General features: G+C 31.8%; 14 protein-coding genes. 12 read left to right on the top strand and 2 right to left on the bottom strand.

What is annotated here, in order from left to right:
* Positions 1 to 67 precede the first annotated feature (67 nt).
* The 9 genes from B8963_RS04475 to B8963_RS04435 all read left to right on the top strand — a co-directional run bounded on the left by B8963_RS04475 (position 68) and on the right by B8963_RS04435 (position 10616).
* Complete coding sequence (locus B8963_RS04475; RefSeq protein WP_084060208.1) at positions 68 to 1555, top strand: proton-conducting transporter transmembrane domain-containing protein; 1488 nt, start codon at positions 68 to 70, stop codon at positions 1553 to 1555.
* Positions 1552 to 3933 carry a DUF2309 domain-containing protein gene (locus B8963_RS04470; protein WP_084060207.1) on the top strand — a complete coding sequence of 794 codons (2382 nt, stop codon included), beginning with the start codon at positions 1552 to 1554 and terminating at the stop codon, positions 3931 to 3933. The genes B8963_RS04475 and B8963_RS04470 overlap by 4 nt, the downstream gene beginning before the upstream one ends.
* 831 nt (positions 3934 to 4764) lie before the next feature.
* Positions 4765 to 5985: a site-specific integrase gene (locus tag B8963_RS04465; RefSeq protein ID WP_084060721.1), complete on the top strand. Its 1221-nt coding sequence runs from the start codon at positions 4765 to 4767 to the stop codon at positions 5983 to 5985.
* A gap of 372 nt (positions 5986 to 6357) precedes the next feature.
* Positions 6358 to 6600, top strand: coding sequence for a helix-turn-helix domain-containing protein (locus tag B8963_RS04460; RefSeq protein ID WP_084060206.1), 243 nt, complete (start codon positions 6358 to 6360; stop codon positions 6598 to 6600).
* A gap of 90 nt (positions 6601 to 6690) precedes the next feature.
* Entirely contained in the window at positions 6691 to 7890 is a 1200-nt protein-coding gene (locus B8963_RS04455) for a primase-helicase family protein (protein WP_084060205.1), read from the top strand.
* 255 nt (positions 7891 to 8145) lie between these two features.
* Positions 8146 to 9108 (top strand): toprim domain-containing protein, encoded by a 963-nt coding sequence (locus B8963_RS04450; RefSeq protein ID WP_084060204.1) that lies wholly within the window; start codon positions 8146 to 8148, stop codon positions 9106 to 9108.
* Positions 9105 to 9401 (top strand): mobilization protein MbpA, encoded by a 297-nt coding sequence (mbpA, locus tag B8963_RS04445; protein WP_084060203.1) that lies wholly within the window; start codon positions 9105 to 9107, stop codon positions 9399 to 9401. The genes B8963_RS04450 and mbpA overlap by 4 nt, the downstream gene beginning before the upstream one ends.
* A gap of 3 nt (positions 9402 to 9404) precedes the next feature.
* Entirely contained in the window at positions 9405 to 10277 is an 873-nt protein-coding gene (locus B8963_RS04440; protein WP_084060202.1) for a relaxase/mobilization nuclease domain-containing protein, read from the top strand.
* Positions 10278 to 10289: 12 nt separating this feature from the next.
* A complete protein-coding gene (locus B8963_RS04435) occupies positions 10290 to 10616 on the top strand; it encodes a DUF6730 family protein (protein ID WP_084060201.1) in 327 nt (108 codons plus the stop codon).
* A gap of 167 nt (positions 10617 to 10783) precedes the next feature.
* Here the strand turns inward: B8963_RS04435 and B8963_RS04430 are convergent, their stop codons facing one another.
* Positions 10784 to 11878 (bottom strand): helix-turn-helix domain-containing protein, encoded by a 1095-nt coding sequence (locus B8963_RS04430; protein ID WP_084060200.1) that lies wholly within the window; start codon positions 11876 to 11878, stop codon positions 10784 to 10786.
* A gap of 405 nt (positions 11879 to 12283) precedes the next feature.
* Here B8963_RS04430 and B8963_RS04425 point away from each other — a divergent pair, with 405 nt between their 5' ends.
* Genes B8963_RS04425 through B8963_RS04415 form a run of 3 tightly spaced genes read left to right on the top strand, consistent with a single transcriptional unit; the run spans position 12284 to position 14619 of the window.
* A complete protein-coding gene (locus tag B8963_RS04425) occupies positions 12284 to 13045 on the top strand; it encodes a multiubiquitin domain-containing protein (protein WP_084060199.1) in 762 nt (253 codons plus the stop codon).
* Complete coding sequence (locus tag B8963_RS04420) at positions 13020 to 14198, top strand: ThiF family adenylyltransferase (RefSeq protein ID WP_084060198.1); 1179 nt, start codon at positions 13020 to 13022, stop codon at positions 14196 to 14198. Before B8963_RS04425 ends, B8963_RS04420 begins: the two co-directional genes overlap by 26 nt.
* Positions 14182 to 14619: a ubiquitination-like system serine protease family protein gene (locus tag B8963_RS04415; RefSeq protein WP_143312470.1), complete on the top strand. Its 438-nt coding sequence runs from the start codon at positions 14182 to 14184 to the stop codon at positions 14617 to 14619. The genes B8963_RS04420 and B8963_RS04415 overlap by 17 nt, the downstream gene beginning before the upstream one ends.
* A 204-nt stretch (positions 14620 to 14823) precedes the next feature.
* Here B8963_RS04415 and B8963_RS04410 read toward each other — a convergent pair whose 3' ends face one another.
* Positions 14824 to 16422 carry an anti-phage dCTP deaminase gene (locus B8963_RS04410; protein WP_084060197.1) on the bottom strand — a complete coding sequence of 533 codons (1599 nt, stop codon included), beginning with the start codon at positions 16420 to 16422 and terminating at the stop codon, positions 14824 to 14826.
* Positions 16423 to 16489: the final 67 nt, after the last annotated feature.

Here is a 16489-nt window from a genome sequence, read left to right as displayed (position 1 = left end):
AGAATAGCAGGACCAATGTAAATAAGAAAAATAAATTCTCTAATTCAATTTAACTTAAAGTTTTAAAATGACTGTAGAAAATAATTTATTAGAGAATAGGGCTAAGCACACGTCTTTTGTAGATGATAATATAAAAAAATCTGTTCTCTCAAAACTAATTGTAGCCTTATTATGGTTAATATTCGCTTGTAATTTAGGATATCTTATTTCAAATTTTTTAAATATATCCGAATACAAATTAGGGGGTATTTTTAGAATGAATGGTTTTACTATTTTAATCTGGACTACGGTTACTTTTTTTAGTGCCATCGTCAGTAGTTATGCAGCGAGCTATCTCAAAGGATTTAGATATCATACACGATTCATGTTGCTCTGTTTAGGCTTCACAATTTCAGTTATGCTTTTGGTAATAGCCAATCACATTGTTTTATTTATATGGACTTGGTTGATGATGGGCGTATTCATGTCGCAACTTATTGGCATTGATAAAAATTGGGGAGAGGCAAGAGAAGCGTTAAAGTTTACCCAGAAGTACTTTTTTCTAGGGGCACTTTTTCTAGCTGTTGGCCTGTTATTATTGGCTTTTTACACTAATGAATTTACCATAACTGAACTTTCATTGAAGGTGACCGAAGTGCCAGTTTGGATACTTATGATTTCAGGATTTTGTGTTATTGGTGCGGCCATTGTACAATCGGCTATTTATCCATTTCATCGTTGGTTATTATCTGCTATGACTTCGCCAACGCCTGCATCTGCTTTAATGCACGCAGGGTTTGTAAATGGTGCAGGTATTATACTTGCATTGTTTGCCACACTTTTATTTGCCTCTAAAACACTAACAATTTTATTTATCATAGGAGGTTTTACAGCGATTATTGCTCAGTTTGCAAAATTACTTCAGGTAAATGTAAAACAGAAACTGGCATGTTCTACTATGGCACAAATGGGTTTTATGATTATGCAATGCGGATTAGGTTTTTTTAATGCCGCAGTGGTTCACTTAATCCTCCACGGATTTTATAAAGCCTATTTATTCTTATCCTCGGGAGAAGAAATTGCACAAACAAAACCAGAAAAGCCTTTACAACTAAAAATTAAGCCCTTACAAGTCATTATAGTACTACTTTTTGGGGTATTTGGCGCTTACCTATTTGCCTTATGGACAGGTAAAGCCATTGTTATGGATAGTGGAATTTTTCTAACACTTATCGTTGCCATTACAGTTGGTCAAGCAACTTATAATATTATCAAAGAGCAAAGTCTTTCGGTAGTTCAAAAAATAGTATTTCCTCCTGTTTTGTTTATTACAGGAATAGGGATCTATGCGCTATTCTATAACGGAGTTAGTATATTGATGTCAACTATGCCTATGATTAATCAGCCAATTCCGTTATCATGGACACAAATTATTTTCGGAATTATTTTCTTGCTAGGCTTTTTTATCATGAAGTTAGAAGTCTATAAAAAACTTCCTTGGCTCTATGTAAAATTAATGAACCTATCACAACCATACTCAAAATCAGTTTTAATGTACAAATCAAAATCTATATGAACCAAGAAATTCGAAAGAGTATTGACGAAGCAGCAAAAGTAATTGGAAAAACATGGCCTTTATACACCTTTGTGGCTTCTAACCCATTAGCTGGTTATGAAAACATGAAATTTTCAGATGCTTTAAAGTCAGCTGAGAAAAATTTTAATGCACAAGTATTTCCTGAAGTCAAATTGTATCGTCAAGCATTAGAAAAAGGAGCTATTGATAGTAGTATACTGGCTTCACATTTAGAAAATAATGGTATAACAGCTTCAACGGAGGAATGTTTACAGCTGATTGCATCGCAAAAACAAACGAAAGACTTGAATCCGACCCATACAGTAGACCGTATCATGGCAAAATGGTTGGCTTTATTTATGGATGAAGGACTTGCAGAATGGGAAATGCCATTTAAAAGTGAAGGTTTTTATACCGCCTGGAGATTTCTGGTTATTTACGATTCTGAAACTGGAAAAACAGCTTTAAAGGATATTCCAAAGTCAAGCGAAGAAACGCTGATGCAGCTATTAAAAGAGTATAACCAAAGTGACTATACAACTATTTTTGAGCATCATTTAGCAGCCTTACCAGGTTGGACCGGCTATATAAATCATCGTATCGTCTCCGGTTCTGATTGGCAAAAAGATTTTCCAATTAGTTTAATAGATTATCTAGCAGTGCGTCTTTGGACAACTCAAAAATTAAAACTAGCGATACTTCCAAAAGTTATAAAAGAAACAGTTTCTTCAGAAGTATCGAAATTACAGCACATTTTTTTGAAAGCATGGGAACAAAGCTGGCAAACGCAATTGGTCAAAACTTTGGAAAATCAAAATATAAAACCTGCTCAAATTAATGAAACCAATATTCCAGATGCACAAATGGTTTTCTGTATAGATACACGTTCAGAACTTATCCGACGTCACGTGGAATCAACAGGAAATTATGAAACCTATGGTTATGCTGGCTTTTTTGGTATTGCTATGGATTATAAAAGTTTAGACGACGGTATTATCCGGAAAGCATGTCCTCCAATTGTATCATCTGCCTATACAGTTAGAGAAGCTGCACAAACTACTAAAGAACTTGATTTAAAAGCTTATGAACGAAAAATACAGGTGTCAAATTTTAAAGCGTATTTTCTGAAGCGCATGAAAAATATGTTGCCATCTGCTTTTGGATATGTAGAAGGTTCAGGATTATTTTACGGTTTATCTTTAATCGGTAGAACCTTATTGCCAAGACAACTTTATAAAGCTAATAAACTAAAAGCATTAAAACAGGAGCACGTGTGCCAACCTGATATCCATATAGCTAACAATGATAACGACATTTCATTCGGCATAACACTGGAGGAAAAAGTAAGCATCGTAAAATCAGCATTTAAGCTAACAGGCTGGAAACAGTTCGCGCCATTAGTGATATTTGCAGGCCATGGAAGCCATAGTGCAAACAATCCGTTTAGTTCAAGCTTAGACTGTGGTGCGTGTGCTGCAAGTCCGGGAAGGCATAACGCACGAATGCTAGCCAAACTTGCAAACCTTCCAGAAGTTAAAAATGCATTGGCAGAATTTCATGATATACTAATATCCGAAAACACTTTTTTTATAGGAGCAGAACACAATACAACTACTGATGCCATTGTCTTGTTTGATTCCGAAGTGCCAGAATCACATAAACCATTAGTACATAACTTAAAATCGAATCTTGTCATTGCGCAGCAAAACGCAACTCAAGATAGACTTGGCTCTCAAAGGAATAGTGTAAGCCATGCACAAAAAAAAGCAAATGATTGGGGCGAAACAAGACCAGAATGGGGCCTTGCCAAAAACGCAGGTTTTATAGTTGGTCCAAGAAGTTTAACAAAAAACACTAATCTTAATAGTCGCTGTTTTCTTCATTCTTACGATTGGAAACAAGATGCTGAAGGAAAAGCACTAGAAGGTATAATGCAGGGACCTATGGTTGTAACTCAATGGATTAACAACCACTATTATTTTTCAACAGTGGATAACAACGTATTTGGTGGAGGTTCTAAAATTACCCATAATATCACCGGAAAATTTGGAGTCGTTCAAGGCAATGGTGGTGACCTTAAAATGGGTCTACCTTTACAATCGCTAAATAGTTCGGATGATACCATGTATCATCAACCTTTACGATTAACGGTTATGATCCAAGCGCCAATTACCATCGTGTCGGACATTCTTGTCAGAAATGAAAATTTAAAATTACTTTTAGACAACGAATGGATTTACTTAATGGTTATGGATCCAAATCAAAACAATGCGATGTTCAGGTATAAAAAATCAATACAATGGGAAGCCGTTTCTAAAAAAGATAGTCGAGCAACCATGCCAAAGAAAGATAAAGCCGAGTTAGCTTACAGTGAATGAACAATGTAAATGCTATGCAATAATTGTTTAACGGCCATCAACTATTTGATGGCCGTTCTGTTTTTAGTACGTCAATACATAAAAAGGAGAAAGTGTTTGCTAGGTTACCCATCCTAAACCTTAACTAATAAAAGAAAAGTGCTACTATTTTTGGTTTTGAGAAAGTCATGGAGTAGCCTCACTTAATTTTATAAATATTCTTAGTGCTTCAATTTGTGTAGGACATTAAATCCTTGAGTAAGATGCGACTTATTTTGGCTAATAAAAGATCTTTACAAATCATATCTAGATCTTTAAATAAATTGTTTTATTTACTAATAATTATAATAAACCACGTCATTCAAAATTTGAATTCAAAAAGGAAAATACTTCGGATGATGTGCTTTCTAATTTATATACTCCAAATCAATTAAATCTTTGAAAAATATTAAATGCTAATCTAGTTACCCTGTAATGCTATATAAAGTTTATTAGGTAACTTCATTTTATGATTAGTCTGTATTAAAAATGATGAGTTAAACAAACAAAAACTGTCACAAAATAATTGTCCAAATCCAAAAGCTTAGCTTTATATAAAAAAACAATAAAATTATTCCAAACATAAAAAACCTCTCGAAAACAAGTGTTTTGAGAGGTTTTTTGTGGTCCCACCTGGGCTCGAACCAGGGACCACCTGATTATGAGTAGAAGATAAAACGAAAAAATAGTGTTAATAAATATTTTAACATATTGATTTTGAGCGTTTTAATGTAATTTACTAACAATTGATATCATCTGATATCAAACAATAGTTTGCAAATCGTTTGCAAATTTTTTTACTAACTTATGGTTATGAAGACACATATAACCCTAATATTAGATCAAAGAAGAATGAAAAAAAATGGGAAATACCCACTTATTTTTCGACTTACCCATAATAGAAAAACAACTTCAATTTCGACAGGGTTTTCTATTCTAAAAGACCAATGGAATGAGAAAAAAAGTGATATTAAATCAAATTACAAAGAAGTTGAATCAGTCCATTTTCTAAATACTCTTCTCCTTAAAGAAAATGTTAGAATGAATGAAATTATCAATAAACTTTATGATAGAGGAGAATTACGGTATTTTTCAATAAACCAAGTTAAGGATCGCATTTCGAAAAAAGTAAATTATAATTCCTTTATAGAATATGGCAGCTTTTTGGTTGAAGAATTAATTTCTGCTCGACGTTTTGGTACGGCTCGTTCCTACAAATTCACATTGACAATTATGAAAAATTTTTCAAAAAAGAATGATCTTAAATTCAACGAAGTCAATTATGAATTTCTAAAGAAATTTGAGAAATTTCATTTAACAAAGAAAGATAATAACTTAAATGGTTTAGCAGCTTACATGAGAACAATAAGGTCTATATATAATAAAGGCATTAAGGATGGGTGCATTGATAAAGAAGCATATCCCTTTTCTGAATATAAAATAAGAACGACATCAACTAAGAAAAGGGCAATAGATATTACTTATATTAAAAAAATATTAGACTTAGAGCTTCGTGTAGAGCATGAATTATTTCATACTAGAAATTATTTTTTGATATCGTATATGCTTTATGGTATGCCTTTTATGGATATGGCTTTTTTAAAGGTGGGGGATATAAAAAATGGAAGGGTTTTATATCAACGAAAAAAAACTTTAAAAAGTTATGATATTAAAATTTCTAAACGTCTTGAAGAAATACTAAAATTTTATAAAAAAGGAAAAATTAAAAACGAATTTGTTTTTCCAATTATTAGGAGAGAAAAGCCAGAACATCAATATCTTGATGTAATTGGAAAAAGAAAAAAATATAATGATGAACTTAAAAAAATAGCTATTATTTGCAATATAGAACAAAGTCTAACTTCATATGTTTCTAGACATAGCTTTGCTACAAATGCCATGTTACAAGATATTCCCCTACAAGCGATTTCTGCAATGTTAGGCCATAGTAAATTAAATACAACCCAGATCTATTTAAAATCACTGCCTAATGAAGTTTTGGACACATATAACCAAAGAATAAGTATTTTTTAAGAACTTTTATCTTTTTAATTCTGGTTAATTTTTTGGCAATACGCCTTAAATCTTAGAATTTAGCTCCTTAAAATATTTCAAACTTACTATTTCTATTGTTCATAAGTCAACGAAACCTATTTAAGGGCTACAAATTATCAGGTTAGAAGTTAGTTGTTCGAATTCATACACTATCAAACTAAATTAGCAAACATTTCAATTAGTCTATTTTGTCGTAAATTGACATAACAACTTGTTAATCAATTATTTGTGAACAACTTGCTATTCTATTTTCTTCTTTTACCCCTTGCTTTTACTACTTTTATCCTATCACTCCCATAAGGGAAAGCAAAAGCGCTTTTGTTCATTTTATAACCTTAAAATCTATTTAAGATGGACACAATTTTAGTATTAGATCGTCTAGATCGTTTAGAAAAATTATTAGTTGGTCAAAAAGAAGTTTTGACCTTTGATGAAGCTTGTGATTATACAGGGATTTCAAGAAGTTTCTTGTATAAACTGACAGCTAATGGTAGAATTCCACACTCCAAACCCAATGGTAAACTGCTGTTTTTTGAGAAAACAAAGCTTGTGAATTGGTTACTTCAAAACAAGGTATCACCTCAGACACTTTAGGACATCACATTTTTTTACTGTCAGGCTTATAAAAGTCCTTTAGGCAGGAATTCATTAACTACACCTTTTCAGGTGGCAATCTTCTTTATTATGAAAAAACAAATAGTCTATATACGGGTAGGTACTAGTTATTATAAATTAGTACATGTGCCCACTATTGCAGGTCACTTCAACGAAATTATTGTGCCATGGACGTTGGAGGCGATTCGCCAGGATCATGGAAAGAGTTTTATCGGAACCATAACCAAATATGATGGGTTTACCTGTATTCCAAGCCATCTAAACTTTAAAAAAGAATGCCATGGTTTTTATAACACGTATGCTCCTTTACCCCATAAACTTGAAGAAGGTGTTTTTCCATATACCTTACAACTATTGGAGCATATTTTCGGAGAGCAGCTTAATTTAGGCCTAGACTATTTGCAGCTCTTATTTGAAAAACCAATTCAAATACTACCCATATTATGTTTGGTATCCAAAGAACGATCTACAGGTAAGACCACCTTTCTCAAATGGTTAAAAAAAGTGTTTGATAATAATCTTACCTATTTAACCAATGATAGCTTCAGTAGTCAATTTAATGCGGATTGGGCGAACAAACTTTTAATCTGTATCGACGAGGTGCTTTTTAACAAGGAGGAGCTTACTGAACGGATCAAATACTTAAGCACCACTAATTTCAATAAATTGGAAGCTAAGGGAAAGGACAAGCGTGAAGTAGAGTTCTTTGGAAAGTTTATTCTTTGTAGCAATAACGAGGATAACTTTATCAAGATAGATACTAACGAAACACGTTTCTGGGTGTTGAAAATACCTTCCTTGAAAAAAGAAGAAACCCAATTTCTAGAATCCCTTGAAGCTGAAATACCTGCATTCCTATTCTATTTAACAAATCGAAAACTAACTACTCCCAACAACACTCGCATGTGGTTCGCCGCTTCGCAGATAAAGACTAAGGCTTTAGAAAACTTAATGCAAAACAATAGAAACCGAGTTGAGAAAGAACTGGCGAGTATTATTTGGAGTGCCATTGAGAACTTAGATCTACATGAAATACACTTATGTCCTTTAGATGCACTACAACTATTAAACCGCACGAGAATTAAAACAGATCTTACCCAATTACGGCAAATTCTCAAAAAAGATTGGAAACTAGTAAATCAAGAGAATTCCATGGCGTATAGAAAATTAGTCATCTGGCAAGACGGTGGAATGGGATTGACCGATGCTAAAGGTAGGTACTATTCCATAAAGAAGGATTTTCTGGTAAAATACTTTGGAGAAGAATAACAAAACGATGAAACGATGACAAAACGATGATGGAGAAAATTCAGCAACAACAAAGGATACAGCCGATTTCACATGATTCTCCAAAAAAATATGCTGATGAAAGAAAAAAATAGATTGCAATTCTGCTTTTTTTTGATGAAACGATGACAGATAAAGATAAGACCAGTAAATATAAGGGTTTAGGACGTCATCGTTTTGTCATCATTTTGTCATCAAAAAAAAACGATGATAGAATTTGTATTCAAATGATTAGAAATGACTAGAAAAAGAACAAACAAGATATCGTGTGAAAGAGCCCGAGCTTTTTCCATTGAAAAGACGCTGGCAAAACTAGGGCACTTTCCGACCATAACAAACGAAAAAGAAGCTTGGTTTCTGAGTCCGTTCCGCTCCGAAACCCAAGCCTCTTTCAAGGTATGCAAGAAACTGAATAGTTGGTACGACCATGGTGCCGGAAAAGGGGGTAATGTGATTGATTTGATATGCTTAGTGAATAAGTTAACCGTCAAGGAAGTATTAGCATGGCTAGACAAAAATGAAATTTCTTTTTTTCTTCATCAGCAACCTATTTTAAAGAAGGAAAAACAAAAAGATTACCCAATAGTGATTCATAAAATCAAAGAACTACAGCACAATGCATTAGAACAGTATCTAGTATCAAGAAACATATCTATTCGAATAGCCAAAAAAATAATCAAAGAAGTCCATTACCAATTCAAAGACAAAAAGTATTTCGCCATTGGATTACAGAACGATTCGGGAGGTTGGGAACTACGAAACAAATACCTAAAAAATGGCAGCTCACCTAAAGATATCACACACCTTAAAAATGGTCAATCAAAGCTTATGGTCACCGAAGGAATGTTTGACTTGTTGTCTATTTTAGAAACTGATAAAAGGCTAGAAACACAATATGATTTTTTAGTAATGAACTCCATTTCTTTTCTAGAAAAGGTGAAATTAATTAGTGTTGATTATTCACTGATAGAACTCTATTTAGATAACGATACCAATGGTGGGGTAACCACTCAAAATTTAATAAAGGGGAATAATAGATTCATAGACAAATCATCACTTTATCATGGATTCAAAGATGTAAATGACTGGCTGATGCATCGTGCTCAAAAGGGATTTGATCAGAAGGCGCAAGATGTGTTTTTGTTGCCACAAAAACAAACTTGCTTTACGCCCGATGGTTGCAAAGAAAATGAAAAATGAAAAAGACGTATATCAAATTTCGATGCTCCATTTATGAAAAGAAACTGCTTAAAAAAAGAGCAGTACGAGCAGGAATTTCTTTATCTGAATACTGTCGCTATTCCGCCTTTGAAAATGCGATAATTGAACGATTGACTAGCGAACAACTGGCACAGTACCAAATGCTCGTTCAGTACAAAAACAACTTTACCAGAATTAGTAATATGTTTAAAAAAAGCAACCCAAAACTGGCGAGCGAGGTTGCAGCATTAGCCGAAGAAATACGCAATCATTTATACAACTTTAAAAAATAAACCATGATTGGCAAAGGAAAGTCTATAGCACATACCAAAGCATCCATAGCCTATGGATGGAATCAAGAAAAAGATGCCGAAGTAGTCTTTAGACAACATTTGGCAGGAGATACTACGGAGCAGATTACAGATGAATTTAAATTGATACAGGAACAGAATGTACGTTGCCAAAAGAATACCCTCAGTTTTATACTAAGTCCAATCCAAGAAGAAGGTAAGCAATTAAGTAAAGCTCAATTAGGGGAACTGACTCAGAAGTTTATCAAAGAAATGAATTTGAAAAATCGACAGGCCATTGCTTTTGTTCATAGAGACAAAGCACATACCCATGTGCATTTGTATGTGAATAGAATAGGCTTTGATGGAAAAGCTTACAATGATAGCTTTATTGGAAAACGAAGTCAATTAGCAGCTGAAAACGTGGCTAAGGAAATGGGACTGACTACAGTAAAAGAAGTGCAATTGGAAAAGAACATCAACCTGCAGCCAATTCGCCAAGAAATTAAAAATAGACATCAAAGTGTTATGGATAACCAAAGACCAAAAAACCTAGAGGATTACATCAAGGCAATGAAGGCAGAAAATGTGAAGGTCATTCCGAGTATCAATAAAGCGAGCAAATTGCAAGGATTTCGATATGAGTATCAAGGGCATAATTTAAAAGCAAGTGAAGTACATCGTTCTATGTCTGGAGGAGGTATCATGGGACAACTTGCCCAAAACAATATAGGAATTGGACAGTCTATACAACTGAAGAATACCACTCAACTACTTGGAAAAACAATTGAATTAAGCACAAACCTTGCAGCTAGTATAGCCAAGAGTATGCTAAAAAAAGTAATTAAGAGAAGCATTGACAAAGGAATAGGATTTTAAAAATAGAAAGTTATGGGCTATAAAAAACTAGATGAAGTGATGGAACTTCTCAATGATGAACTAGATGGGTTTAATAAAAGTATTACCAAGTTAGAAAAGTTAACGCAAAATGTGGACAGTGTTAATATCAAAGCGGATACTTCAGGAATTGAGCAAATGCTTCGAGAACATTTAATTGTGGAGAAAGAAAAAAGTCAAAAACTTCACGAAGCTTTTCAAAACCTTGAAAAGCAACTTTCTAGATCTAGTTTGATTCCCAAAGTTCAATTATGGGTTCATTATGGAGTTTATATGATTTCATTAATCATCATAAGTTACTTGATTTTTAAACTTGGATAGGTTTAGAGAACTAAAGCATACAATACTACAAAAAAAGATTTCGTGTCAAATCAAAAGTAGTATGCGCCCTATACGGTTTTTGCTTTACGCTTATCTTCCCAAATACTACAAAAACCGCACAGAATCCATGCGCAGATAAGTTATGGTAAGATTTGGGCAAGTTAAGATTAGTCTAATTCAATTTTATTTAATGATGTAATAGAGCTTCTTTTTCTATAGTACTCATTATATAAATAACATATTCTACCTCGAACAATACCAGGATGAATCTTATTTTTTTTAGAAAATTTAATTATGGCCTCATCGGAGTATTCATCGTTAACAACAATAAAATCGTTGAATAAGTTTAAATCAATAAGTTTTTCTGTAGCATATTTATCAGCTTCAAATTCTACTATTTCTGTATTAGATGAGCTATTTATGAAAAACTGTGCATTTCTATATTCTGGTTTATTGGGATTTGTCAAATGTTCAAATACATGTCCTATTTCATGAAATAATGTAAAAGCGAAATTATCTACTCTTTTATATTTTAGAGATAGAGCAATTGCAGGATTATCACCAGACATAAAAGATTTTCCATCTACAGGTGTTTGAGAAGGTCTATCAAGAATTATAAATTTAATCCCATATTTATTCAAAATTTTCTTTGAATTATCTATGACACTTTCATTTTTATAAAAACAATTATTAAGTTCTTTTATTAGATTAATTTCAGTCTCCCGAGAAAACTCTTTAATTGTTTCATTCTTTAAAAGATACTCCGCAAAAAGAGACCATGCGAGAACATTATTTTTATTTTCTACAAATTTTGAAGATTTTCTAAAATATATTGGGCTAAAATTTTCGATTTTATTTTTTAATCCATTAAAATCTTGAACATTATATATTTCAAAAATTTCTTTAATATCATCAGAAGAGTTTATTTTCTTACTTTGTTTTTTAAAATAGGTTAAAGGAACTATTTGTTCCATTTCATTCCAAATTTTAATAGACATCTTTTTTTTAATGACTTCTTCATCTTTTTGTGCTAACTCAAGGTTATATTCCATTTGTTTTGTTAGCCAATGATTTGCTGTTTTAAAACCAGCTGATTCCAAAGCAATAGCAATATTAACATTAATGTTCCTGCTTCCCTTTAAAATATTGTTTAATAATGAATGAGCTATATCAATTTTTGAGGCTAAATCTCTTTGACTTAAACCCCTCTCATTCAGTAATTTATCAAGTGATAAACCTGGGTGAATGACTTTTTTAGACATACGTTAATTGGTTTTGTAACTGTTTGCAAATATAGTTATTAACTTTTGTTTTAGCAACAACTTGTTAATAACTTTTGTTCATATAATTTTATTTTCTATTATTCTATTTGTATGATATTAATTTACTTATTTAAATAAATAAGTTAACAAATTTGTTATCATCTAAAAAATAGTTGTTGATTTTTTTTATTATCTTTGTAAAATGAATCTTAAAAAGATACGCCGATAAAGAGATAAAAAAAATCCAACCTATTGCGACAACAATAGAGTTGGATTATAATTTAATAGGAATAATAGTTTGGACGACTACACTTTGAGGCTTTATCACCATCAAAGGATTCCTTTGTTTTGTTATTCAAATGTAATGATTTTTATAGTCATATCAAGTGTTTTTAACAGAATATTTTGTCTGAACAGCAATTAATCCAAGCTGTTTTAAAAAAAATATGGACCAAGAACACCCAAGCCTATTTGGCGGGTATAACATTAAAAATAATTAAGATTATGTATTTTTTTAAAGTAAACAAAAAGAAATTCGAGACCAACGAATCAAAAATAACAGGTAAACAAATACTAACAATTGCAAATTTGACTCCTGTCGAAGATTATGAATTACTTTATAAAATCAACGAGAAAGGTTTTACGCCTATTCAACTTGATGAAGTAGTTGATTTAAAAACAGCTGGTATTGAAGGTCTTACAGCTAAACCTTATAAAGGAATCATTATTAAAGTTGACAATAAAGAAATTGAAGTCAATGAATGTATTATGACTCCTATTGAGATTATGTCTGTAGCTGGATTAGATACAGACAGATATTCTCTTAGCGAATTACGGGCTGGCGGGGTAGAAGTTACATATAAAGATGATGTTTATCATAAAATTGCAATTACTAAAAATTCTTGTTTTATCAGTTGTAAACTAAATTTAGTTATTGAATGCGTTATTGTAAATGCAAAAGTAAAACCATGGAATAATGATAAAATTTCATTTGACGAGGTTGTTATATTAGAATATGGTTCAATAACTTCTAACCCAAATATAATTTATACAATAAATTATGTGAAGGGAGTACCTGGTAAGCCAAATGGAACTATGGTAAAAGGTGAAGTAATTTCTGTTAAGAATAAAATGATTTTCAATGTCACACAGACTAATAAATCATAGCCCAGATATCAAAAAACTTCGTGACTTAGGTTATGAAGTTGAGGTAATTGGAAATTATCTTTTGGTACATAGCATACCATTTTTGAATGCTTGTAAGAAGGTAGTGAAAGGCACGTTGGTTACCAACGTGTCTATTGCTAATAATTGTGTTACTAAACCAAATACACACGTTATTCATTTTGTAGGTGAGTTTCCCTGTAATATTGATGGGACAATTATTACACAAATACAACATGCAAGTAATACAGTAAAACTTGCAGAAGGAATTGTGGTCAATCATTCATTTTCAAACAAACCAGTTAATGGTTATCCTAATTACTTCGAGAAAGTAACGCAATATATTAAAATCATATCTGCTCCAGCAAAGAATGTTGATCCTGATATTACGGCTCAAACATATAAGGTGATTGAGTCATCAGAGGTGGATTCTGTTTTAAACTATAGTGATACAAATTCTTCAAAGGCTGAAATAGATATTATCAATCAAAAGATTTCTGGGTTAAAAATTGGTATTGTAGGTTTAGGCGGCACAGGATCTTACATTTTAGATTTTGTTTCAAAAACTCTTGTTGGTGAAATTCATTTATTTGATGGAGATAAGTTTCTACAGCACAATGCTTTTAGAGCACCCAGCGCACCTTCTCTAGAAGAATTAAATGAGTCGACTAATAAGGTTGAGTATTATAGAAGAATTTACTCTAAAATGCATAAACATATAATACCTCACGTGTTGTATCTCAATGAAATAAATTTAGGACTTCTTAATGACTTAGATTTTGTTTTTATCTGTATAGATAAAAGTGAAGCCAAAAAGCAAATATTTGAAAAATTAGAGAGTTTAAAAATTCCCTTTATTGATACTGGTATTGGTGTAAAGCGTGTTGATGATTCTTTAATTGGTATGGTAAGAACAACTGCTAGTACTGAGGGTAAAAGGAATCATGTTTGGGAAGGCCGTGTTTCTTTTGCTGATGATAAAGATGAAGCATATTCTACGAACATTCAAATAGCTGAAATAAATGCTTTAAATGCAGTTTATTCTGTTATAAAGTGGAAGAAGCTATATGGATTTTTTAACGACCTTGAAGGTGAGCATGATAGTGTCTATTCAATTAATGTAAATCATATAGAAAATAATGATAGTTCGACATAAGTTCGTGGAGTTGATGCCAGACATAATTGAGGATGGTGTTTTATATATATCGTTAGATTATGGAACAGTAATTCATAACTGTGCCTGTGGCTGTGGCAGTGAGGTTAATACCCCACTGTCTCCGACAGGTTGGAAAATGATTTATAATGGTGAAGTAGTAACCCTTAAGCCATCGGTTGGTAATTGGAGTTATGATTGTAAATCACATTATTGGATTACTGATGGTAAAATCGAGTGGGCGGCAACTTGGAATGATGATAAAATAAAGAAAATTCGTATAGTTGAAGAGGATGAAAGAGAGATGTTTTATAAAAATAAAAATCCTATTCTAGTGGATATCGAGGTTAACAAAAAAGAAAATTCAAAAGAAAAACTTACCAAAAATAAGTGGTGGTTATGGAGAGTTTTTTGTGGAGATTAAAAATTTAAGGCTCCGAATTATCATTCGGAGCTTTAAAAAATACATAATTAAAGATTTATCTTCTAATCTCTGGATATAGAAGTTAAATCTTTAATTATATTATTTAACTCTCTTTGTCTAAGGTTGATAACATTAGGTGCATTTTTGTTGTTATTAGAAAGCTGAATAGATTCCCTATTAGAATTTAAACAAATAACTTTTGATTTAGATTGCATTTTCATTATTTTGTTTATCTGATATCCTATGAGCGGCTTGTGTTTCAAGATAAAATAACGCTTGTAAAGATATACTATTAGTTGGATACAAATCTTTTTTATTTAATTTCCCTCCTAAACTTACACCTGATTTTTTTCTAGGTCTATCTTTATTAAAGAAATTTAAATATCTTCTTGGAGATACTCCATCAAAAAAAAGCAGCTGAACTTTGTCCGAAACTTCTTCATTATCTGTTATTGAATCTTCATGTAATATAGGTGCTTTACTTTTAACATAAGGTTCAATATAATATACTTTTTTTATTCCAGAAGCAACTATATGTCTTGCACAATTATGACAAGGATAAGTTGTACAAAATAGTGTTCCTCCTTTAATCTTATCTCCATTTAAATTTCCCGCATTTATTATGGCATGCATCTCGGCATGGACTGATCTTGAAAACTCAATCAAGCTCTTAATGGATGACGTTTCTAGTATTTCTTCAAGGAAGTTAGATATTTTTTTGTTTACTTCCAAATACTCTTCTTCTTTAATTGAGTTCTTTTTAGGCAGAATTTCTTCTAAATTCAGATTTTTACTAAATTCATTAGTTATAAATTCTTTTATTTCTTTCTTATTAGAATCATTAAAACAAATCCCTTTTAAAAAGCACCTATTATCGTTTTTATCATCACTAGTGTATAAATTGCCTCCAAATTTAGGAACATCATTCCATCCCGTTGAAAGAAGTTGACCGTCATTAGATATAATAGAGGCCCCTACTTGTCTAGAAAGGCATGCCGAATTAACAGAAGCAGATTTAGCCTCATACATTGCCCTTTCTTCCATAGTCGGTGTTTCCACGCCATATTCAAAAATCAAGTTAATATATCTCTGAATATTTTTTTTAACCCTGTCAGTTGTGGATTTATCAATTCTTACAAAAAAATCAGAATCAATAAAAACATCTCTTACCTGCTGACCGTTTTCATCATCTTCAAACTGATCCTTATTTATAAGTTCATTTGCCTCCTCCTGACTTAGATTGGGTATAGAAAGATGTTTAAGTCTTTCCTCTCTTGGAGTATAAATACTTATCAAATAAAAAATATCCTTATAAACATCTCTGAAAGTTTTCAACTCCTCAGTATGTTTAATTGAATCTACTATATAGCAAATTCTTTGAGATTTTATTTTACTGAAATCCTTTTCGTCATTTACAGAGAAATGTTTTTTCTTTTGATCAGCAATTATTGATATAGCTACATTAGCTAAAAAATCACTACCATATTTTCCCCTAATTGAATTCCCCGTTTCTATTTTTTGAATATATTCAAGATACTTTTTAGTTTTTCCTGATTGCTTTTTAGGTGATTCTATATAACTGGTTATTGTTTTACTTAATTTAATCAAAACTACTTCATAACCAAACTCTTCAAGAGTTTTTGTTAGTTCATTAATTACTATATTTTTTTGAGAACCTATTTGAGAACATATACCAAAAACTAGTCCTTCTGTATAGGTTTCTTTTACCCTTTCAGATGTGCTTTTATTTGAAGACTTAAATTGTTGATTATTTTTCTCTGTGTTTAGTTTTAATGCTTCCATTCGCTAAGTTATGTAAGTAAATATAATATGACAAAAAATATTGCAATCAGTGAGTTTATAAAAGCAA

The organism is Cellulophaga tyrosinoxydans, assembly GCF_900176415.1.
GTDB lineage: Bacteria > Bacteroidota > Bacteroidia > Flavobacteriales > Flavobacteriaceae > Cellulophaga > Cellulophaga tyrosinoxydans.
The sequence above is the reverse complement of the archived record's forward strand: the minus strand, read 5'-3'. Positions and strand labels throughout refer to the sequence as shown.